22 protein-coding genes are annotated in these 19,831 nt (G+C 71.2%); 15 read left to right on the top strand and 7 right to left on the bottom strand.

The window, feature by feature from the left end:
• The first annotated feature begins 15 nt into the window (after positions 1 to 15).
• Both AB3X52_RS05480 and AB3X52_RS05475 read left to right on the top strand, forming a co-directional pair.
• On the top strand, positions 16 to 846 hold the full coding sequence (locus AB3X52_RS05480; RefSeq protein WP_367992087.1) for an inositol monophosphatase family protein: 831 nt from the start codon (positions 16 to 18) through the stop codon (positions 844 to 846).
• 210 nt (positions 847 to 1,056) lie between these two features.
• Entirely contained in the window at positions 1,057 to 1,347 is a 291-nt protein-coding gene (locus AB3X52_RS05475; RefSeq protein WP_367992085.1) for a DUF4193 domain-containing protein, read from the top strand.
• A 120-nt stretch (positions 1,348 to 1,467) separates the two neighbouring features.
• Here AB3X52_RS05475 and AB3X52_RS05470 read toward each other — a convergent pair whose 3' ends face one another.
• Together AB3X52_RS05470 and AB3X52_RS05465 are read right to left on the bottom strand one after the other, a co-directional pair.
• Positions 1,468 to 1,764 (bottom strand): DUF4235 domain-containing protein, encoded by a 297-nt coding sequence (locus AB3X52_RS05470; RefSeq protein WP_367992083.1) that lies wholly within the window; start codon positions 1,762 to 1,764, stop codon positions 1,468 to 1,470.
• A 96-nt stretch (positions 1,765 to 1,860) separates the two neighbouring features.
• Complete coding sequence (locus AB3X52_RS05465; RefSeq protein WP_367992081.1) at positions 1,861 to 2,334, bottom strand: DUF3093 domain-containing protein; 474 nt, start codon at positions 2,332 to 2,334, stop codon at positions 1,861 to 1,863.
• 101 nt (positions 2,335 to 2,435) lie between these two features.
• Here AB3X52_RS05465 and dut point away from each other — a divergent pair, with 101 nt between their 5' ends.
• From dut to AB3X52_RS05445, 4 genes are all read left to right on the top strand, one after another.
• The gene (gene dut, locus AB3X52_RS05460) at positions 2,436 to 2,879 is read left to right on the top strand and encodes a dUTP diphosphatase (protein ID WP_437440536.1); all 444 of its coding nucleotides are present in this window, start codon (positions 2,436 to 2,438) and stop codon (positions 2,877 to 2,879) included.
• A gap of 70 nt (positions 2,880 to 2,949) precedes the next feature.
• On the top strand, positions 2,950 to 3,579 hold the full coding sequence (locus AB3X52_RS05455; protein ID WP_367992077.1) for a DUF3710 domain-containing protein: 630 nt from the start codon (positions 2,950 to 2,952) through the stop codon (positions 3,577 to 3,579).
• A gap of 25 nt (positions 3,580 to 3,604) precedes the next feature.
• Complete coding sequence (locus AB3X52_RS05450; protein WP_367992076.1) at positions 3,605 to 3,979, top strand: OB-fold nucleic acid binding domain-containing protein; 375 nt, start codon at positions 3,605 to 3,607, stop codon at positions 3,977 to 3,979.
• Positions 3,980 to 3,982: 3 nt separating this feature from the next.
• Positions 3,983 to 4,786 (top strand): DUF3159 domain-containing protein, encoded by an 804-nt coding sequence (locus AB3X52_RS05445; RefSeq protein ID WP_367992074.1) that lies wholly within the window; start codon positions 3,983 to 3,985, stop codon positions 4,784 to 4,786.
• Positions 4,787 to 4,823: 37 nt separating this feature from the next.
• On the opposite strand, the gene AB3X52_RS05440 is transcribed toward AB3X52_RS05445, so the two are convergent.
• Positions 4,824 to 5,501, bottom strand: coding sequence for a potassium channel family protein (locus AB3X52_RS05440; RefSeq protein ID WP_367992072.1), 678 nt, complete (start codon positions 5,499 to 5,501; stop codon positions 4,824 to 4,826).
• 6 nt (positions 5,502 to 5,507) lie between these two features.
• Entirely contained in the window at positions 5,508 to 6,170 is a 663-nt protein-coding gene (locus AB3X52_RS05435) for a potassium channel family protein (RefSeq protein WP_367992070.1), read from the bottom strand.
• Between the two features lie 116 nt (positions 6,171 to 6,286).
• Between AB3X52_RS05435 and AB3X52_RS05430 the strand changes: the two genes are divergently transcribed.
• From AB3X52_RS05430 to AB3X52_RS05415, 4 genes are all read left to right on the top strand, one after another.
• Entirely contained in the window at positions 6,287 to 7,042 is a 756-nt protein-coding gene (locus tag AB3X52_RS05430) for a hypothetical protein (protein WP_367992068.1), read from the top strand.
• Between the two features lie 72 nt (positions 7,043 to 7,114).
• The gene (locus AB3X52_RS05425; protein ID WP_367992067.1) at positions 7,115 to 9,148 is read left to right on the top strand and encodes an APC family permease; all 2,034 of its coding nucleotides are present in this window, start codon (positions 7,115 to 7,117) and stop codon (positions 9,146 to 9,148) included.
• Positions 9,145 to 10,359 (top strand): class I SAM-dependent RNA methyltransferase, encoded by a 1,215-nt coding sequence (locus AB3X52_RS05420; protein ID WP_367992065.1) that lies wholly within the window; start codon positions 9,145 to 9,147, stop codon positions 10,357 to 10,359. The genes AB3X52_RS05425 and AB3X52_RS05420 overlap by 4 nt, the downstream gene beginning before the upstream one ends.
• A gap of 168 nt (positions 10,360 to 10,527) precedes the next feature.
• Positions 10,528 to 13,362: an aconitate hydratase gene (locus AB3X52_RS05415; protein ID WP_367992284.1), complete on the top strand. Its 2,835-nt coding sequence runs from the start codon at positions 10,528 to 10,530 to the stop codon at positions 13,360 to 13,362.
• Positions 13,363 to 13,435: 73 nt separating this feature from the next.
• Here AB3X52_RS05415 and AB3X52_RS05410 read toward each other — a convergent pair whose 3' ends face one another.
• Positions 13,436 to 14,482 carry a hypothetical protein gene (locus tag AB3X52_RS05410; RefSeq protein WP_367992063.1) on the bottom strand — a complete coding sequence of 349 codons (1,047 nt, stop codon included), beginning with the start codon at positions 14,480 to 14,482 and terminating at the stop codon, positions 13,436 to 13,438.
• A complete protein-coding gene (locus AB3X52_RS05405; RefSeq protein WP_367992061.1) occupies positions 14,475 to 14,711 on the bottom strand; it encodes a hypothetical protein in 237 nt (78 codons plus the stop codon). Before AB3X52_RS05405 ends, AB3X52_RS05410 begins: the two co-directional genes overlap by 8 nt.
• Before the next feature lie 96 nt (positions 14,712 to 14,807).
• Here AB3X52_RS05405 and AB3X52_RS05400 point away from each other — a divergent pair, with 96 nt between their 5' ends.
• Positions 14,808 to 15,113: a thiamine-binding protein gene (locus tag AB3X52_RS05400; RefSeq protein ID WP_367992059.1), complete on the top strand. Its 306-nt coding sequence runs from the start codon at positions 14,808 to 14,810 to the stop codon at positions 15,111 to 15,113.
• The gene (locus AB3X52_RS05395) at positions 15,113 to 15,517 is read left to right on the top strand and encodes a YjbQ family protein (RefSeq protein WP_367992057.1); all 405 of its coding nucleotides are present in this window, start codon (positions 15,113 to 15,115) and stop codon (positions 15,515 to 15,517) included. Before AB3X52_RS05400 ends, AB3X52_RS05395 begins: the two co-directional genes overlap by 1 nt.
• A gap of 6 nt (positions 15,518 to 15,523) precedes the next feature.
• Here the strand turns inward: AB3X52_RS05395 and AB3X52_RS05390 are convergent, their stop codons facing one another.
• On the bottom strand, positions 15,524 to 15,715 hold the full coding sequence (locus tag AB3X52_RS05390) for a hypothetical protein (protein WP_367992055.1): 192 nt from the start codon (positions 15,713 to 15,715) through the stop codon (positions 15,524 to 15,526).
• A gap of 98 nt (positions 15,716 to 15,813) precedes the next feature.
• Between AB3X52_RS05390 and dxs the strand changes: the two genes are divergently transcribed.
• The 3 genes from dxs (at position 15,814) to AB3X52_RS05375 (ending at position 19,783) form a co-directional block, all read left to right on the top strand.
• Positions 15,814 to 17,721 carry a 1-deoxy-D-xylulose-5-phosphate synthase gene (gene dxs, locus AB3X52_RS05385; protein WP_367992053.1) on the top strand — a complete coding sequence of 636 codons (1,908 nt, stop codon included), beginning with the start codon at positions 15,814 to 15,816 and terminating at the stop codon, positions 17,719 to 17,721.
• A 266-nt stretch (positions 17,722 to 17,987) separates the two neighbouring features.
• The gene (locus AB3X52_RS05380) at positions 17,988 to 18,917 is read left to right on the top strand and encodes a PAC2 family protein (RefSeq protein WP_367992051.1); all 930 of its coding nucleotides are present in this window, start codon (positions 17,988 to 17,990) and stop codon (positions 18,915 to 18,917) included.
• Complete coding sequence (locus tag AB3X52_RS05375) at positions 18,914 to 19,783, top strand: acyl-CoA thioesterase (protein ID WP_367992049.1); 870 nt, start codon at positions 18,914 to 18,916, stop codon at positions 19,781 to 19,783. The genes AB3X52_RS05380 and AB3X52_RS05375 overlap by 4 nt, the downstream gene beginning before the upstream one ends.
• Positions 19,784 to 19,831: the final 48 nt, after the last annotated feature.

The following is a 19,831-nucleotide window of genomic DNA, read 5'->3' as shown; positions in this document are numbered from 1 at the left end:
TCAGCGGCGTCGCCCGTGACGCTCCTCGGTCTCGCACGCGAGGTGGCACGCGAGGCCGCCGCGCTGGTGCGCGAGCGCGCCGCCGGCGTCGTCTCCGTCGCGGCGACGAAGTCCAGTCCGACCGATGTCGTCACGGAGGCCGACCGCGCTACCGAGGCGCTGATCCGGCAGCGGATCCTGGCCGTCCGGCCCGGCGACGCGTTCCTCGGTGAGGAGGGTGGCGAGCGCGCCGGCTCGGGCGTCGACGCCGCGGAGGTCCGGTGGGTCGTCGACCCGATCGACGGGACCGTCAACTTCCTCTACGGCATCCCGCGCTACGCGGTCTCGATCGCCGCGGAGGTGGGCGGTCGGGTCGTCGCCGGGGTCGTCGTCGACGTACCCCATGACGTCGAGTACGCCGCCCATGTCCGCCCCGATGGGAGCGTCGAGTCGACCAAGGACGGTGCGCCGCTCGGCGTACGCCCGCCGGCCGAGCTCGCCCAGCGGCTCATCGCCACGGGATTCTCCTACGACGCCCGCCTGCGCGAGCTGCAGGCACGGGCGATGGTGCGCCTGCTGCCGCGGATCCGGGACGTCCGCCGGATCGGCGCGGCCGCGCTCGACCTGTGCAGCGTCGCCGACGGCACCGTCGACGGCTACGTCGAGGAGGGGCTGCACGCGTGGGACCACGCGGCCGCCTGCCTGATCGCCGAAGGGGCCGGTGCGCGCTGGGAGGTGACCACCGGCGCGAGCGGGACCCGACTCGTCGTCTGCGCCCCGGAGCACGGCTTCGAGGAGCTGCGGGCGGCGGCCGTCGACGCCGGCCTCTTCGCGCCAGGAGCGCCCCGTGACACGCCGCCGGCGTGAGCGTGGGACGGCTGTCACGCACACCGTCCGCATCGTGGTCGGCCCCACTCATATTTACCCCGAAAAGGGGGAATAGCGTCCGGTCACCAGACGTTCACGCGTCGCATTGCCGATCTGGTGTGCGAAACGAGTGCCGATGGTGCACAATCTCGGCCCGTGCCGTGACCCTCGGGGGTCGCGGGGGATGATGAGCGAAAAGGGGAGTGGCGCATGGCGACGGACTACGACGCACCGCGTAAGAACGAAGAGGACCAGTCCGAGGAGAGCATCGAGGAGCTCAAGGCCCGGCGTCACGACAAGAACTCGGGCAAGGTCGACGAGGACGAGGCCGAGGCCGCGGAGTCCTTCGAGCTCCCGGGCGCCGACCTCTCCCACGAGGAGCTCGCGGTGGAGGTCAAGCCGAAGCAGGAGGACGAGTTCACCTGCATGAGCTGCTTCCTCGTCCACCACCGCAGCCAGCTGGCGGACGCGAAGAGGATGATCTGCTTCGACTGCGCGTGAGCGCAGTAGCCCCGAGTGGGCGCCGGCGGGTGAGGGCGCATCCCGGGTCGGGCAGCGAACGCGACACGTGCGAAAGGCCGCACGGACCGTCGGTCCGTGCGGCCTCATGCACTCCTGGGACTACTTGTCGTCCTTCTCCAGCTGCTTGGGCAGGTGGCCGGTCGACTTGACGTAGTAGGTGGCCGCGCGGCGCTGCGCGAACATGCGGGCGAGGGCGACCGTGGCGCCGGTGACGGTCGCCCAGGCGACGGCCTCCCAGACCTGCACGTCGGGATCGGCCGGGTTCTGAGGGGGCTTGCGACCGGTCGCAGCCTTCCAGCCGGTGTCGAGCGCCTTGCGGGCCACGGAGGCCGCGCCCAGCGCCGAGACCAGCGAGAGGACAGCCCAGATCTTCGAGCCCTTCGCATCCTTCGACATGGCTCCACCCTATAAGGGTCCCGAGCCGAGGAGGGCGGTGTCAGGCTCGCCGTGCTGACGAACGTGGGTCGCCGGCCCGGCGGGACGGCGTCGGCCTCAGTGCGACGAGTCCGCCGGCCGGCCGGCGAGCCCGGCGATCGCGTCGGCCAGGCTGCGTGGGTGGCGCGTGGCGAGGAGCCAGTACGGCGCCGGGTCGGCCGGGTCGGTGATCTCGACCTTGACGGCGCGCTTGAGGTAGGGCCGGAGCAGCAGGAACGCCCGCGCGTCGGCCTCGCGGCCGGCCACCCGTCGGGCGGCCTCGGCGTCGAGCGGCTCCGCGGCGCCGACGTACGCCGCCTCGATGCGGGCCCGACCGGCGTGCAGGACACCGTCGACGACGGTGATCCGCGGCGAGCCGTAGGCCAGCATCGCGGTCACGAAGAGCGCGACCAGCGCGGCGGTGATGCCCCAGGCCAAACCCTCGGGCACCCACAGGATCACGGCGATCCACACCGTCGCCAGGAACATGACGCCCTGCACCCACCAGCGCAGCGGCACGTGGAGGCGCTCGTCGTACGCGGGGGTGCTCACGGCGGAGAGTTTTTCATCCCGCTGTCGGCGCCGCGCGATAGGGTCCCGCAGTGGCCCAGACCGACGCGCGCACCCATGCCCGGACCGACTCCTCCCACGCCCTGGAGATCGCTCTGCTGCGCCTCGATGCCGAGCTGCCGCCCCCGGCCTACGCCCACCCGGGCGACGCGGGCGCCGACCTGCTGACCGCCGTCGACGTCACGCTCGCGCCGGGGGAGCGGTGCCTGGTCCCGACCGGCGTGGCGATCGCGCTCCCGGAGGGGTTCGTCGCGCTCGTTCACCCGCGCTCGGGGCTCGCCGCGCGCCACGGGCTCTCGATCGTCAACACGCCGGGGACGGTCGACGCGGGCTACCGCGGCGAGATCAAGGTGCTGCTCATCAATCTCGACCCCGCCGACACGATCCGGCTCCGCCGGGGTGACCGCATCGCCCAGCTCGTGATCCAGCGGGTGGAGCGTGCCCGGTTCGTCGAGGTCGAGGCACTGCCCGAGTCCGTCCGAGGCGCCGGGGGATACGGTTCTACGGGAGGATTCTCCCGCGGTTGACCACGACGGTCACCGGCTGTGCCAGCGTCCCGATCACCATCCCGTCCGACGAGCCCACGAGAGAGCATCGATGTTCCGACGCAAGTCCACGAAGGCCACCGAGGCCCCGGAGGCCGCCGCGCCGGAGACCGCCGACGAGGTGGTCCCCGCGGGCCCGTACGACGCCGAGGAGGCGCCTGAGGCCCTCGTCGACGACGACTGGGTCGACCTCGGGTCGCTGCTCGTCGCGCCCGCTCCCGGCAAGGAGCTGCGCCTGCAAGTGGACGAGGCGACGGGCGCGATCGCGTCCGTGCTGCTCGCCGCGGAGGACGGCGCGCTCGAGCTCCGGGCGTTCGCCGCGCCGCGCAACGGTGACCTCTGGTCCGAGGCGCTGCCCATGCTCCGTGCCGACGTCGCCCAGCGTGGCGGCGTGACGTCCGATCGGGAGGGGCCCTGGGGTCCGGAGCTGCTCTGCCAGATGCAGGTCGAGCTCCCCGATGGCCAGGCCGGGGTGCAGCCCTCGCGCATCATCGGTGTCAACGGTCCGCGTTGGATGCTGCGCGCCACCCTCCTCGGTCGTCCGGCCGTCGAGGTCGACGAGGCCGGTGAGTGGGAGCAGATCCTGGCCTCGGTCGTCGTCCGGCGCGGCAAGGAGGCCAAGCCCAAGGGCGAGGCCCTCGACGTGGTGCTCCCCGCCAACGCGCGCCGCGTCGAGGAATGACCCAGGATGATCAGGAGCCGGTGAGATGAGCAAGGGCCGCCTGCGCCGCAGTCTCAGCGCCTGGGCCAGCAGCGCGACCCAGGAGGCCCGCGACCTCCGCGTCGCCTACGCCACCAAGGACGTGGTCAGGATCGCGGACGCGCCCGACCGCGAGCCGGTGCGGCTCCGCGGCACCCTCCGCACCGTCACGCTGCGTCCGCGCGGCGGCGTCCCGGCGCTCGAGGCGGAGCTCTTCGACGGCTCCGGAACGGTCACGGTCGTGTGGCTCGGCCGGCGCCGGATCGCCGGGATCACGCCGGGCCGCTCACTGCAGGTCGCGGGCCGGATCGGGCTCCACGACGACACCCGTGTGATCTACAACCCCCGCTACGAGCTGATCCCGGACCCCGCGAGTGAGTGACCTGTGACCGAGTCCAACCCCCTCCACGCCATGCCGCAGCCCGACCGGGAGCCGCCTCGCGAGCTGGCCCATCACTCCGGGCCCGGCACCGAAGCGCCGACCCCTCACGAGGCGCCGACCGTGGACACGGTCGAGGCCGTCGTACGCCGCCGGATGGCGCAGTCCCTGGGCGGTCGGCGCGGCATGCTCGAGGCCGCGGTGCCGGGCATCGCCTTCACGCTCACCTGGCTCGTCACCAAGGACCTCCGGTCCTCCCTCGTCGCCGGCGCCGCGGTGGCCGGGGTGGCGCTCGTGCTACGGCTGGTCCAGCGCTCGACGCTGCAGTACGTCGGCAACGCCATCTTCGGGATCCTCATCGGCTACCTCGTGGTGCGGCTCGCCGGCAGCATGGGCGGGAGCGAGCAGGACCAGGCGCTCGCCTACTTCGTCCCGGGCGTCATCATCACCGGGGCCTACACGATCGTCATGGTGACGACCTGCCTCACCGGGTGGCCTCTTATCGGCTTCATGGTCGGCAGTGTCACGGGCGATCCCACGGGGTGGCACTCCGACAAGCAGGTCGTCCGGCTCTGCACCCGGCTGACCTGGCTCTTCCTCGCCCCGGGTGCGGTCGGCGTGCTCCTGCAGGGCCCCGTGCTGCTGCTGGCCTATGGCGGCACGCTCGACAAGGACACGGCCGTCCTCCTGCTCGGCATCCTGCGGACCGGCCTGGGCTGGGCGCTCCGCATCGCCTCGTGGGGCGCGATCGTCTGGCTGCTGGCGCGCAACCACACCCCGATCGAGCCTCAGCCCGCGTCGGACCGCTGACGCCGCCGCGGCAGCGGGCGCGGCCCGGCGCGGAGCGTCAGCCCTCGCCCCGTCGTCGGCTGGGCGCCAGCAGGGCGGCGAGCTCGTCCTCGTTGGCGGCCGGGACGACGAGCAGCAGCTCGTCACCCTGCTCGACCGGCTGCTCCGGGTCGGGGACGTAGACCTGGCCGTCACGCAGGATCGTGACGAGCGCGCAGTTCTCCGGCAGCGGGATGAGACCGGCGGGCCGGCCGACGTACGGCGAGTCGGCGGGCAGGGTGAGCTCGACCAGGTTGGCGTTGCCCTGCCGGAAGGTGAAGAGCCGGACGAGGTCGCCGACCGTGACCGCCTCCTCGACCAGCGCCGACATGATCCGCGGGGTCGAGACGTTGACGTCCACACCCCAGGCCTCGGTGAAGAGCCACTCGTTGTTGGGGTGGTTGACCCGCCCCACCGTGCGCGGCACGCCGAACTCGGTCTTCGCCAGCAGCGAGGTGACCAGGTTGACCTTGTCGTCGCCGGTGGCGGCGATGACGACGTCACAGCGGTCGAGACGGGCCTCCTCGAGCGAGGAGAGCTCGCAGGCGTCGGCGAGGAGCCACTCGGCGTCGGGGACGCGTTCGGGCTTGATGGACTCGGGGTTCTTGTCGATGAGCAGGATCTCGTGGCCGTTGGCGATGAGCTCGCGGGCGATGGAACGACCGACGGCACCGGCTCCGGCGATGGCGACTCGCATGGGTGGTCAGCGCTCCTCGGGGCCGTGCTTGAGAACCTGGTAGGCGTGGGCGGCGTTCTCCTCGCGCATGACGAGGTGAAGGACATCGCCCTCCTGGATGACGCTCTCGCGGGTGGGCAGCACGCCCTCCCCGAGCCGATCGATCCAGGCGATGCGGGAGCGGGACTGCTCTTGGAAGTGGATGGTGCGCTGGCCGATCCACCGTTCGGGGACCGGCACCTGGTCGACCCGGATGGTGCCGGACATGTCGCGGAAGTCGGGCTCCGCGCCCGCCGGGAGCAGCCGGCGCAGCACCTGGTCAGCGGTCCACTTCACGGTCGCGACGGTGGTGATCCCGAGACGCTGGTAGACCTCGGCCCGGCCGGGGTCGTAGATCCGGGCGACGACCTGCTGGATGCCGAACGTCTCCCGCGCGACGCGAGCCGCGATGATGTTGGAGTTGTCACCGCTCGAGACCGCGGCGAAGGCGTCGGCCCGACGGATCCCCGCCTTCTCGAGGACCTCCTGGTCGAATCCCATCCCGGCGATCTTGTCGCCGTTGAAGGCGGGGCCGAGCCGGCGGAACGCGTCCGGGTCCTGGTCGATGACGGAGACCGTGTGGTTCCGGTCCTCGAGGCTCCGGGCGAGCGTCGAGCCGACGCGGCCGCACCCCATGATCACAACGTGCACGCCGCTACCGTAGCCGCAGCGGCGGGTTCGGCGTACTGCCCTGTCGCCGGCCGGACCGGTCGAGACCACCGCACGCCCGAGGTTTGCCCCGGCCCGCGGTGGGGGAGGACGCGGTCATGCGTAGAACCCGACTCCTCCTGGTCCCCGCCGTCCTCGTCCCGCTCACGCTGGGACTCGCCGCCTGCGGCGGATCGTCCGACTCCGACAGCGGCAAGGCCAACGTCTTCAGCCCGCCGTCGGTCTCGACCTCGACAGAGCCGTCCGACGTCCCCAGTGACACGCCCTCCGACAGTCCCAGCGACGAACCGACCGACGTCGCGTCCGACGAGCCCAGTGACGAGCCCAGTGACGAGCCCAGCGACGAACCCAGCGACACGCCGACGGATCTGCCCGCGGGTGTGACCGCGCCGGGCACGCACCTGAAGATCGGGGGCACCGCGACGGTCCAGATGGACGCCGGCACCAAGGGAGCCCACGGCATCATCAAGCTCCGTCTCGACTCGATCGAGAAGGGCAAGCCCGCGGACCTCAAGTCCCTTCAGCTCGGTGACCAGGTCGCGGGCCAGGTGCCGTGGTACCTCCACTACACCGTGACCGGCGGTGCCGGCTCTCACTCGCTGAAGTACTACACGCTCGGCTCCTCCGACTTCGAGGGTCTGCTGCCCGACGGCAGCACGGCGGCGCCGATCATCGCCTACGGCTGGGACCGATGCACGGCGTCCGACTTCGAGGACGACTTCGGCCCGGGCGCGTCGATGAAGATCTGTGTGCCCTACCTTGCCGGGCAGGGCACGAAGGTCGTGGGTGCCGAGTACACCCGGCCTGACTCGCCCTACGACCAGTTCGACGGGAAGCCGATCGTCTGGAAGTGATCGTTCCGCCCAACACGGCCCCGAGCTCGCCACTGGCGAGTTCGGGGCCGTGTTGCCGTAGCCTGTGCGCTCGTGGGTGTGGGCGATGTCTCCAAGCGGATCCTTCTCGGGCGCAAGCTCCGCAGTTCGCAGCTCGGGGAGACCCTGCTGCCCAAGCGCATCGCGCTGCCCGTCTTCGCCAGCGACGCGCTCTCCTCGGTGGCCTACGCGCCGGACGAGGTGTTCATCATGCTGTCGCTGGCGGGCGCGTCGGCGTACGTCTGGTCCTGGAAGATCGCGATCGCCGTCGCGGTCGTGATGGCCGCAGTGATCGCGTCGTACCGCCAGACCGTGCACGCCTATCCGTCCGGGGGCGGCGACTACGAGGTCGCGACCGTCAACCTCGGCCGCGCCGCGGGTACGACGGTGGCCAGCGCCCTGCTCGTCGACTACATGCTCACGGTGGCGGTGTCGATCTCCTCGGGAGCCAACTACGCCGCCGCGGCGATCCCTGCCCTGCAGGGGCACGAGGTCGCGCTCGCGGTCGCCCTGGTGCTCATCCTGACCGCGATCAACCTGCGCGGCATCCGGGAGGCCGGGACGGCGTTCGCGGTGCCGACGTACTGCTTCATGCTCGCGATCCTGGGGACGGCGCTCTACGGGTTCGTGCGGCTCGCGGGCGGCTCGCTGCCGCACGTCGAGAGCGCGAAGTTCGACATCGTCCCCGCGCCCGGCATGGAGTCGCCGCTCGGCACGATGGCGCTGCTGTTCCTGCTCGCGCGGGCGTTCTCGTCGGGGTGTGCGGCGCTGACCGGTGTCGAGGCCATCAGCAACGGCGTGCCGGCGTTCCGGCGGCCGAAGTCGCGCAACGCCGCGACGACGCTGCTCATGCTCGGTCTCATCGCCATCTCGATGATGGTGAGCATCATCGTTCTCGCCAAGCAGATGGGGCTGCGGTTCGTCGACCCCAACTCCCAGCACCGCCTGCTCCTGGACGGCAAGCCGCTCGGCGACGACCACACCCAGAACGCCGTCATCGCGCAGGTCGCGAAGGCGGTCTTCAACGACTTCCCGCCGGGCTTCTACTTCGTCGTCGCCGTCACCGGGGTCATCCTCGTGCTCGCGGCCAACACCGCGTTCAACGGCTTCCCCGTGCTCGGCTCGATCCTGGCCCGCGACGGGTTCGCCCCCCGCGCGCTGGGCTCGCGCGGCGACCGCCTGGCCTACAGCAACGGCATCCTCTTCATCGCCATCATGGCGATCATCCTGATCCTGGCCTTCGACGCGCAGACGACCCGGCTGATCCAGCTCTACATCGTCGGCGTCTTCGTCTCGTTCAACCTCAGCCAACTGGGCATGATCCGGCACTGGACCCGCGAGCTGCAGACCCAGCGCGACCCCGTCGTGCGCCGCCGGATGATGCGTTCGCGGGTCATCAATGGGATCGGTCTGACGTTCACGGCGGTCGTCCTGGTCGTCGTGCTGATCACGAAGTTCCTCGCCGGCGCCTGGATCACGATCCTCGCGATGATCTTCTTCTATCTGGTCATGCGGGGGATCCGGCGCCACTACGACAACGTCGAGGCCGAGCTCGCTGCGGAGCAGGAGGACTCGGTCATGCCGACGCGGGTCCACGCGATCGTGCTCGTGAGCAAGCTCCACAAGCCGACGCTGCGCGCGCTCGCCTTCGCCCAGGCGTCGCGGCCCAACGCCCTCGAGGCGGTCACGGTCTCGATCGACGACGAGTCGACGGCGCGGCTCCTGGAGGAGTGGGACGAGCGCAACATCCCGATGCCGCTCAAGGTGCTCCACTCGCCCTATCGTGAGCTGGTCCGTCCGGTGGTCGAGTACGCCAGCGCCATCCGGAAGGCCAACCCGCGCGGCGTCGTCGCCGTCTACATCCCCGAGTACGTCGTCGGCCGCTGGTGGGAGCAGCTGCTCCACAACCAGACCGCCCTGCGTCTCAAGGGGCGTCTGCTGTTCACCCCCGGTGTCATGGTGATCTCGGTGCCCTATCAGCTGCACTCCTCGGAGCAGCGCCGGCGGGAGCTGCGCGACGAGTACTGGGTCGCGCCGGGCACGATCCGCGGCGCCGGGCGCTACCGCGGCAACCAGACCGGCCGATGAGCCGTCGCACGCCCCGGCGGGGGTCGGGTCAGCGGCGCGGCGACGCTCGGCGTCGTGAGCCGCGCGGCAGGTCCGTCGTCGGACAGCGGTACGCCGCCACGGCCGGGCCCATCGCGCACGGCGGCCACGTCGTCGTACGCGTGCCGGTGACGTCGACCGACGGCACCACGGCGTCCCGGGTGGTCTTCGTGCGCCACGCGCTGCCCGGCGAGCGCGTCGTCGTGGAGATCACGGAGGGCACCGAGGGCGACCGCTTCTGGCGCGGCGACGCCGTCGAGATCGTCGAGGCCTCGCCCGACCGGGTCGTCCCACCCTGCCCGTACGCCGGCCCGGGACTGTGCGGGGGCTGCGACCTCCAGCACGTGGCGCTGCCGACGCAGCGCGAGCTCAAGGCCGCCGTCGTCCGCGAGCAGCTCTCCCGGCTGGCCGGTCTCGAGCTCGACGTCGTGGTGGAGCCCGTGCCCGGGGACGCCGACACCCACCGTGGTCTGCGCTGGCGCACGCGGCAGCGCTATGTCGCGCTGCCGCAGGGACGGGGGATGCGGAAGTACCGCTCCCACGAGGTGGTCCCGGTCGAGGACTGCCTGATCGCGCGCCGCGACGCCCGGGAGCCGGCGCCGGGCACCGTGGTCGAGCGCGTCGAGGCCGGCGAGGCGGCTCACGAGTTCGAGGTCGCCGCCGACGGCTTCTGGCAGGTCCACCCGGGCGGACCCCGGGTCCTGGTCGAGACCGTCCTCGACCAGCTCGCGCCGCGGCCGGGGGAGTCGGTGCTCGACCTGTACGCCGGCGTCGGCCTCTTCGCGGCGTTCCTCGCCGACCGCGTGGGACCCGCCGCGCGTGTGGTCGCGGTCGAGGGAGACCGGACGGCCTCCGCCCTCTCGGCGCGCAACGTGCCGTCGGCCGAGGTCACTGCCGGGGACGTCGCGACGGTCCTCGGGGCGTCGTACGACGAGGCCTTCGACCTGGTCGTGCTCGACCCGCCGCGGGAGGGCGCGAGGCGTGCCGTCGTCGAGGCCGTCACGGCGCGTACGCCGCGAGCCGTCGCCTACGTGGCCTGCGACCCGGCAGCGCTGGCCCGTGACGTGGCGATCTTCGCCGAGCACGGCTACCGGTTGGCGCAGCTGCGCGCGTTCGACCTGTTCCCGATGACGCACCACGTCGAATGTGTCGCGCTGCTGCGTCCGGACGAGGCCGCCACTCCCGACCGGTGACGCGCGGGCGGCGAGGTCTCCGGTTTCCGCTCGATATCGTGTATCTTGACATCAAGAGACATCCAGGCGACCAACACCGGAACTTAGGCAGACCTTGGTTTCCGGGCCGCGGAAGAGCGCGGCAGGATGGGCCTGAGACTGAACGTCACCACATGCGCGAGCAAGGAGATGAACGCGTTGGCCAGTCAGGACAGCTTTGGTGCCAAGAGCACCCTGGACGTGGACGGCAAGTCCTACGAGATCTTCCGCCTCGACGCGGTGCAGGGCGAGGGGCTGGACGTCGCGTCGCTGCCCTACAGCCTGAAGGTGCTGCTGGAGAACCTCCTGCGCACCGAGGACGGCGCCGACATCACCGCCGACGACATCAAGGCCCTTGCCGGCTGGGACGAGACCGCCCAGCCCGACAAGGAGATCCAGTTCACCCCGGCGCGCGTCGTGATGCAGGACTTCACCGGCGTTCCGTGCGTGGTCGACCTCGCCACGATGCGTGAGGCGATGGCCGACCTCGGCGGCGACCCGTCGAAGATCAACCCGCTCGCCCCGGCCGAGATGGTCATCGACCACTCGGTCATCGCCGACGTCTTCGGCACCCCTGAGGCGTTCCAGCGCAACGTCGAGATCGAGTACGAGCGCAACCGCGAGCGCTACCAGTTCCTGCGCTGGGGCCAGGGTGCCTTCGACGACTTCAAGGTCGTCCCGCCCGGCACCGGCATCGTGCACCAGGTCAACATCGAGCACCTTGCCCGCACGATCTTCACCCGTGAGGTCGACGGCGAGCTCCAGGCCTACCCCGACACCCTCGTCGGCACCGACTCCCACACCACGATGGTCAACGGCCTCGGCGTCGTCGGCTGGGGCGTGGGCGGCATCGAGGCCGAGGCCGCGATGCTCGGCCAGCCGGTCTCGATGCTCATCCCGCGCGTCGTCGGCTTCAAGCTCCACGGCGACCTGCCGGAGGGCTCCACCGCGACCGACCTCGTCCTCACGATCACCGAGATGCTCCGCAAGCACGGCGTGGTCGGCAAGTTCGTCGAGTTCTACGGCGCCGGTGTCTCCGCGCTGCCGCTGGCCAACCGCGCCACCATCGGCAACATGTCGCCCGAGTTCGGCTCGACGATCGCGGTCTTCCCGATCGACGCCGAGACGGTCAGCTACCTCAAGCTCACCGGCCGCTCCGAGGAGCAGCTCAAGCTGGTCGAGGCCTACGCCAAGGAGCAGGGCCTCTGGCACGACCCCGACGCCGAGCCGCGCTACTCCGAGAAGCTCGAGCTCGACCTCGCGACGGTCGTGCCGTCGATCGCCGGCCCGAAGCGCCCGCAGGACCGCATCCAGGTCACCGACGCCAAGCCGGCCTTCCGCGGCGCGCTGGTCGACTACGCGGGCGAGAACGGCCCGGAGGAGGGGTACGACGAGGCCTCGGCCGAGTCCTTCCCGGCCAGTGACGCCCCGTCGTACTCCGGCGGCAACGGCTCGCCCGCTCCGAGCGACCACCTCTCGGCTGCGCCGAAGGACGGCGGCCGCGCCTCCGACCCGATCGAGGTCACCCTCGAGGACGGGACGAAGTTCACCCTCGACCACGGCGCCGTCACGATCGCCGCGATCACCTCGTGCACCAACACCTCCAACCCGTCGGTCATGATCGGCGCGGCGCTGCTTGCCAAGAACGCCGTCGAGAAGGGCCTTCAGCGCAAGCCGTGGGTCAAGACCACCCTCGCGCCGGGTTCGAAGGTCGTCTCCGACTACTACGAGAAGGCCGGCCTCACGCCGTACCTCGACAAGCTCGGCTTCAACCTCGTCGGCTACGGCTGCACCACCTGCATCGGCAACTCCGGCCCGCTCATCCCCGAGGTGTCGGCCGCGGTCAACGAGAAGGACCTCGCGGTCGTCTCGGTCCTCTCCGGCAACCGCAACTTCGAGGGCCGGATCAACCCCGACATCAAGATGAACTACCTCGCGTCGCCGCCGCTCGTCGTCGCCTACGCCCTGGCCGGCTCGATGGACGTCGACCTGTTCAACGACCCGCTCGGCAAGGACACCGACGGCAACGACGTCTTCCTCAAGGACATCTGGCCGAGCCCGGCCGACGTCGAGGCCACGATCGCCGGGGCGATCACCTCCGAGATGTTCTCCAAGGACTACGCCGACGTCTTCGCCGGCGACGAGAACTGGCAGTCGCTCCCGACGCCCGAGGGTGACACCTTCGCGTGGGACGACGCGTCGACGTACGTCCGCAAGGCGCCCTACTTCGAGGGCATGCCGGAGAGCCCGGCGCCGGTCACCGACATCGAGGGCGCGCGCGTGCTCCTCAAGCTCGGCGACTCGGTGACCACCGACCACATCAGCCCGGCCGGTGCCATCAAGAAGGACTCGCCCGCGGGCAAGTACCTCCTCGAGCACGGCGTCGAGCAGCGTGACTTCAACTCCTACGGCTCGCGCCGAGGCAACCACGAGGTCATGATCCGCGGCACCTTCGCCAACATCCGCCTGCGCAACCAGATCGCCCCCGGGACCGAGGGTGGCTTCACCCGCGACTTCACCGCCGCGGAGAACGCCGGCGACGCTCCGGTGACCACGGTGTTCGACGCCTCGGTCAACTACCAGGAGAAGGGCATCCCGCTCGTCGTCCTGGCGGGCAAGGAGTACGGCTCCGGCTCCTCGCGCGACTGGGCGGCCAAGGGCACCTCGCTGCTGGGCGTCAAGGCGGTCATCGCCGAGAGCTACGAGCGCATCCACCGCTCCAACCTCATCGGCATGGGCGTCATCCCGCTGCAGTTCCCCGAGGGCAAGACCGCCGAGTCGCTCGGCCTGACCGGCGAGGAGACGTTCTCCATCTCCGGCATCACCGCCCTCAACGACGGCACCACGCCGAAGACGGTCAAGGTCACCACCGACTCGGGTGTGGAGTTCGACGCGGTCGTCCGCATCGACACCCCCGGTGAGGCGAACTACTACCGCAACGGCGGCATCATGCAGTACGTCCTGCGCAACCTGCTCAAGGGCTGATCCGAGCCCGGCGTACGACGGCGGCCCGCTCCTCGCAAGAGGAGCGGGCCGCTGGCTTTGGCGGGCGCCGGAGTCAGCGCAGCCCGAGCGACTCGAGCACCGGGATCACGAGGCGGCCGGAGACGCCGGCGTGCGTGATCAGCCACTCCTGCAGGGCCGGGTCGCGGAGGCGATCGGACTCCCGGAGGACGTCCAGGTGGTCGTCGTCGAAGCCGAGCACCAGCTGGACGAGCACCGGCGCGAGGTCGAGCTCGCGGGCGTGCTCGACGACCCGGTCGACCGCCGCGACATCGAGGGTCGAGGGCACGTTGACCAGCGCGGCGAGCACCGGGGCATCCACGACATGGAGGGCGGGCAGGACCGCCGGCCACACGTCGTGCTCGGCAACCGCCTCGACGATGGCCTCCCGAGCGCCCGCCGACACGATGCCTACCTGGGCGACCAGGCGGGCGCAGCTCTCCGGGCTGAGCGAGAGGAGCAGGCCCACGGCGGCGTCGTACGCGCCATCGGCGTCGGCGGCGCGGATGATCTCCCCGAGCAGGTCGTCGGGCAGCCGGCGGACGATCGCCTCGAGCGAGGACGGCTCGTCGGTGAAGAGCGCGACCTGCAAGAGGTCGTGCCCCGAGGCGCCCTCGACGACCGCGAGTGCGACATCGACAGAGACGACGGAGACGAAGCGGCCCAGGGTAAGGTGCTCCCCGGCGCGCAGCAGGCGTCGGCCGACGCCGACGACGAGGTCGTCGGGCAGTCCGCGGACGATCGGCGCGACCCGGCCGGGGTCGAGCGAGACCGCGAGCCGAGCGAGGAAGTCCGGGTCGAGGCGGCCGGCGAGCCGGGCCGCCTCCCGCGGATCGAGGACGGCCGCGACCCGCGCGCTGAGCATCGGACCGAGCGCGTGCTCGGCGATCTTGGCGGTGATCGGGACGGGCAGCATCCGACTCAGCGCCGCGAGCCGCGTGACTCGGTCCTCGTTGCGGGAGAAGAGCGCGTGAGCAGCGACCGTGCGGAGGTCCTTGAGCTCGGCCGGGCTGCGGTCGGTCAGGAAAGCGAGGCCGCCCTGGTCCACGCCGAGCTGGCGGGCGAGCTTGGCGACCTCGAGGCGGCTGGCCAGGTCACCCACGGGCGCCTCCCGGGAAGAGCAACGCCTTGGCCGGTCCGCGGACCAGCCGCGGCACGAACCGCAGTGCCGCCTCGAGCCCGGCGTCGAAGGCCTCGTCCTCGGCCCGCAGTGCCCCGTCGATCAGTTCGTCGAGGCGCCGCAGCTCCTCACCGTCGCACGCAGTCAGCTGCGCCAGCCGCGTCTCGGGCACGCCGATTGTGGCCGCCAGGCGGCCGATTTCCTCCGTCATGAACAACCTCCCCATCCGGCGCTCCCTCATGCGCCGGTCTGCGTGACTGCGCGCACATTACCGGCGGGTAGCCCGGGTGTCGCTAGGGTCGGTCACATGCTGGTTGCCTTCTCCATCGCTCCGGGCACGACCGACGACCCGAGCGGCTCGGTGTCGCGCGCCGTCGCCGACGCCATCCGCGTCGTCCGTGAGTCGGGCCTGCCCAACGAGACCAACGCCATGTTCACCAACGTCGAGGGGGAGTGGGACGAGGTGATGGCGGTCGTGAAGCAGGCGGTCGACGCGGTCGCCGCCGTCTCACCCCGGGTCAGCCTCGTCCTCAAGGCCGACATCCGGCCCGGCTTCACCGGTCAGCTGACGGCGAAGGTGGAGCGGGTCGAGCAGGCCCTGGCAGGCGAGTGATGGAGTCGACGACGCGCAGCTACCGCACCGGTGGCGACGAGGTCGTCCTCGACCTCACCCACGACGCGGCCGACTTCGTCAGTGGGTACGACGACGGGCTGCTGCACCTCTTCGTGCCGCACGCCACGGCCGGGCTCGCCATCATCGAGACCGGTGCCGGGAGCGATACCGACCTGCTCACCGCGCTCGCCGACCTGCTGCCCGCCGACGACCGCTGGCAGCATCGCCACGGTTCGCGCGGCCACGGCCGCTCCCACGTGATGCCCGCCCTGGTGCCGCCGTACGCCACCGTGCCGGTGCTCGGTGGCCGTCTCGCGCTCGGCACCTGGCAGAGCATCTGTCTCGTCGACCTCAACGTCGACAACGCCGAGCGTGAGGTGCGGTTCAGCTTCCTGGCCGGCTGACCGGAGTCACCGGCGGCCGACCGCCCAGTACGTCGCGGCGCCGAAGAGGTTGGAGCCCGCCCACAGCCGCCACAGCAGCTTCGGGCCGCGCACCTGGGCCGCGTCACGGCGGCGCAGGTCGCGCAGCGTGATCGGCCCGACGACGAGCTGTGCCAGCGTGCATGCCACGACGACCTTGGCCGCCTTCGTGTCCGTCATGGGACCGAGCCTAGCCAGCGCCACCGCCGCGACGCCTCACGCCGCTGGGGACGGCCGGGACACGTGCATCGGAGCCGCCCATGCGTAAACTCCCGAGCATGGGTCTTCTCGAACGAATCGGCTCTCCTCGTGATCTGCGGAGCCTCAGCGATGACGACCTGGACGCCCTCGCCACCCAGATTCGGGACCTGCTGGTCTCGACCTGCGCCCGCACCGGCGGCCATCTCGGTCCCAACCTGGGCGTCGTCGAGCTGACGATCGCGATCCACCGCGTCTTCGACAGCCCGCGCGACCGGGTGGTCTTCGACACCGGTCACCAGGCCTATGTCCACAAGATGCTCACCGGGCGTGCTGCGCAGTTCGACGGCCTGCGCCAGGAGGGCGGACTGTCGGGCTACCCGAGCCAGGCGGAGTCGGAGCACGACATCGTGGAGAACTCCCACGCCTCGACCTCGCTGAGCTACGCCGACGGGCTCGCGAAGGCCTACGTCATCCGGGGCGAGGACCGCCACGTCGTCGCCGTCATCGGGGACGGCGCCCTGACCGGCGGCATGGCCTGGGAGGCCCTCAACAACATCGCCGTGGCGAAGGAGAGCCGCCTCGTCATCGTCGTCAACGACAACGGCCGCTCCTACCAGCCGACCATCGGCGGCCTCACGACCGCGCTCACCTCCCTGCGGACCAACCCGCGCTACGAGAAGGTCCTCGAGCTGGTGAAGCGCCGCCTCAACGCCGTCCCCGGCGTCGGGTCGGCGGCGTACGACGTCCTGCACGCGATGAAGAAGGGACTCAAGGACGCGGTCGCACCTCAGGGTCTCTTCGAGGACCTCGGGCTGAAGTACGTCGGCCCGGTCGACGGCCACGACCGGTCCGCGATGGAGCAGGCGCTCAAGCAGGCGAAGGGCTTCGGCGGTCCGGTGATCGTCCATGCGATCACGCGCAAGGGCTTCGGCTACGACCCCGCTGAGCTCAATGAGGTCGACCAGCTCCACCAGACCGACCCGTTCGACGTCGTGACGCACAAGTCGGCCCCGAAGGGCCGGATCTGGACGGACTTCTTCTCCGAGGAGATCCTCGCGCTGGCGGCCGAGCGACCCGACCTCGTCGCCATCACGGCGGCGATGATGCACCCCGTCGGCCTCGACCGGTTCGCGGCGGCCTACCCGGAGCGGGTCTTCGACGTCGGCATCGCCGAGCAGCATGCCGTGACCTCGGCGGCCGGGCTGGCACTGGGCGGCCTGCATCCCGTGGTAGCGGTCTATGCGACGTTCCTGAACCGTGCCTTCGACCAGGTGCTCATGGACGTCGCACTGCACAAATGCGGCGTGACCTTCGTGCTCGACCGGGCCGGGGTGACCGGCAACGACGGCGCCTCCCACAACGGGATGTGGGACCTCTCGATCCTCCAGGTCGTCCCGGGCCTGCGACTCGCCGCCCCCCGCGACGGCGCGCGGGTGCAGGAGCTGCTGCGCGAGGCGGTCGCGGTCGACGACGCGCCGACGGTCCTGCGCATCCCCAAGGGAGCCCCGCCGGCCGACATCCCGGCGATCGGCAAGGCCGGCGGCGCTGACCTGCTCTTCCGCAGCGGCACCAAGGACGTGCTCGTGGTCGGGGTCGGCGCGATGGCGGGCGTGGCGGTGGGCGTCGCCGAGCGCCTCGTCGCACAGGGCATCGGCGCCACGGTGGTCGACCCGCGCTGGGTCACCCCGGTCGACCCCGCCGTGGTCGACCTGGCCCGCGAGCATGCGCTCGTCGTGTCGATCGAGGACAACGGAGAGATCGGCGGCTGTGGCGCCGTGCTGCTGCAGACGCTCTCGGACGCCGGGGTGACGACGCCGGTCCGCATCCACGGCATTCCCCAGGAGTTCCTGCACCACGCCAAGCGCGAGGCCATCCTCGAGCGGATCGGGCTCACCCCGCAGGCGATCGCACTCGACACGATCGAACGGCTCGGCACCCTCGACGCCTCTGCGACACTCGCCCCCGACCAGCCAGTCGAGCGCTGACCGAGCGGCCCTACGGCGCCGCCAGCTGCCGGCCTACCCTTCGGTAACATCATCGCCGTCGCGTCAGGATGCCCGGCGCCGGCACGAGGAGGGCACTCAAACCTCGCGCGCCGTCCGGTGAGCAGGGAGGGAATATCGTGGGAGTCGTCGGCGCTGCCCTCCACGCCATGTGGAAGCCCAGGAAGCGCCGTGTGCAGAGGTCCGAGACGGGCGCCGGCGAGCGCCCCGACACCGTCCGTCCGAGCAGACCGAGGAGTGAGGCCGCCATGTCGAAGCTGGTCCACATCGTCGACGAGGTGCCCGGGCTCGGCGACGCCCGGGGTCACCTGCCGATGATCCAGATCCTGGACGGCTTCCTGGACGCCGGCAACGCCGCCGCGAGCGTCGCGGAGCACCTCCTGGCCCAGACCAGCGGCGACGCGCCCATCGTGGCGGCGTTCGACGTCGACCAGTTCCACGACTACCGCGCCCGGCGGCCCGCGATCTCGTTCGTCCGCGACCACTACGAGCAGTACGACGCGCCCCGACTCGTGGTGCGGCTGCTCCGCGACACGGGCGGCTCGCCGTACCTCCTCCTGCACGGCCCGGAGCCCGACAACCGCTGGGAGGCATACGCCCGCGCCGTGCGCGCCGTTGTCGAGCGTCTCGGCGTCACCGACGTCATCAGCCTCGGCTCCGTGCCGATGGCGGTGCCCCACACACGTCCGCTCACCCTGACCCACCACGCCAATGACCCGTCCCGGGTGCGCGAGGACAGTCCATGGCGCGGCGAGATTCGCGTCCCGTCGTCGGCGCAGGCCCTCGTGGAGGTGCGGCTCGGGGAGTGGGGACACGACGCCCAGGGCTTCGTGGCCCACGTGCCGCACTACCTCGCCCAGCTCGACTACCCGGCTGCCGCCGCGGCTCTGCTCGAGCAGGTCGAGCTGGCCGGGCGGCTGACGATCGACCTCGCCGACCTCCGCGCCGAGGCCCAGCGCCGCGAAGAGGAGATCGCGGCGTACCTCACCGAGAACGACGAGGTCGGCGACGTCGTGGAGGCGCTCGAGCGCCAGTACGACACGTTCCAGCGCGCGGAGGACTCCGGCCGCAGCCTGCTCGCGCCGGACCAGCCCCTCCCGACGGGGGACGAGCTCGGGCGCGAGTTCGAGCAGTTCCTCGCCGGTCTCTCCGACGACGACCGCGAAGGTGACCAGTGACGACCATCGCCAACGAGGCCGTGGCCTCGCTCGTGCGCCTGCTCGATCTCGAGGAGATCGACCTCGACCTGTTCCGCGGTGCGCCCGCACCGAACGAACGTGGTCGCGCCTTCGGCGGTCAGGTGGCGTCCCAGTCGCTGATGGCTGCCATCCGGACCGCCGGCGAAGGCCTCCACGTGCACTCGATGCACGCCTACTTCCTGCTCCCCGGTGACCCGCTCAAGCCGATCGTGTACGACGTCGAGCGGATCCGCGACGGCCGTTCCTTCCAGACCCGCCGGGTCGCGGCACGCCAGCACGGTCGCGACATCTTCTACATGACCGCCAACTTCCAGAAGCACGAGGTCGGCTTCGAGCACCAGGACACCATGCCGGAGGTGATTCCGCCGCAGGCCGGTGTCGACATGCTCAAGCTGATGGCGAAGGGCGAGAGCGCCGAGGGCGCGGCGCTCGCCAGGGAGTGGGCCGCGGTCGAGATGCGCGCCGTCGGTAACAGCCAGCTCGGGCTCGAGGCGGATCCGGCGCGCCCGTCCCAGCAGCGGGTCTGGCTGCGGATCGCCGACCGCCTGCCCGACGACGCGCAGATCCATCAGGCGGCGTTCACGTGGGCCTCCGACATCACCCTGCTGAGCGCCTCGCTCGCGGCCCACACCCTCGACACCAGGCACGTCCAGATGGCCTCGCTCGACCACGCGATCTGGTTCCACCGTCCCTTCCGCGCGGACGAGTGGTGGCTCTATGACCAGGAGTCGCCGTCGGCCCAAGGCGGCCGGGGACTCTCCCTCGGGCGCGTCTTCACCGCCGACGGCACGCTCGTGGCGACGGTGGCGCAGGAGGGCATCATCCGGCCGCCCCGTCGGGGCTGAGCCGCCCACGCGGTGGGTTGAGTCGTCACCGGCGCCGTGAACAGCTCT

The organism is Nocardioides eburneus (genome assembly GCF_040838215.1).
Lineage (GTDB): Bacteria > Actinomycetota > Actinomycetes > Propionibacteriales > Nocardioidaceae > Nocardioides > Nocardioides eburneus.
This window is presented reverse-complemented; position numbering and strand designations above follow the sequence as displayed.